Below are 315 nucleotides of genomic sequence, written 5' to 3'. Positions count from 1 at the left end.
GGAGGATTCGAACCTCCGACCGCTCGGTTCGTAGCCGAGTACTCTATCCAGCTGAGCTACGGATGCATCGGGAATTGCTGTTTACTACTGATACTGCGAAGAAGATGGTGCATCCGGGAGGATTACTCGGCTGCGCCTCGCCCTGCGGGCCGTTGCTGAAGCAACGTTATCCTCCCTGGTGCTCGCGATTATCTCACAGACCATGAAACAACAGTTTTGCTGTTATCTCGGAGAATATGGTGCATCCGGGAGGATTCGAACCTCCGACCGCTCGGTTCGTAGCCGAGTACTCTATCCAGCTGAGCTACGGATGCA

General features: G+C 54.9%; 1 tRNA gene. It reads right to left on the bottom strand.

What is annotated here, in order from left to right:
* Positions 1–237: 237 nt before the first annotated feature.
* Positions 238–314: transfer RNA gene (locus OGV57_RS00015), tRNA-Arg, on the bottom strand.
* Between the last annotated feature and the right edge of the window lies 1 nt (position 315).

Source organism: Citrobacter sp. Cf087, assembly GCF_030334285.1.
Taxonomy (GTDB): domain Bacteria; phylum Pseudomonadota; class Gammaproteobacteria; order Enterobacterales; family Enterobacteriaceae; genus Citrobacter; species Citrobacter freundii.
This window is presented reverse-complemented; position numbering and strand designations above follow the sequence as displayed.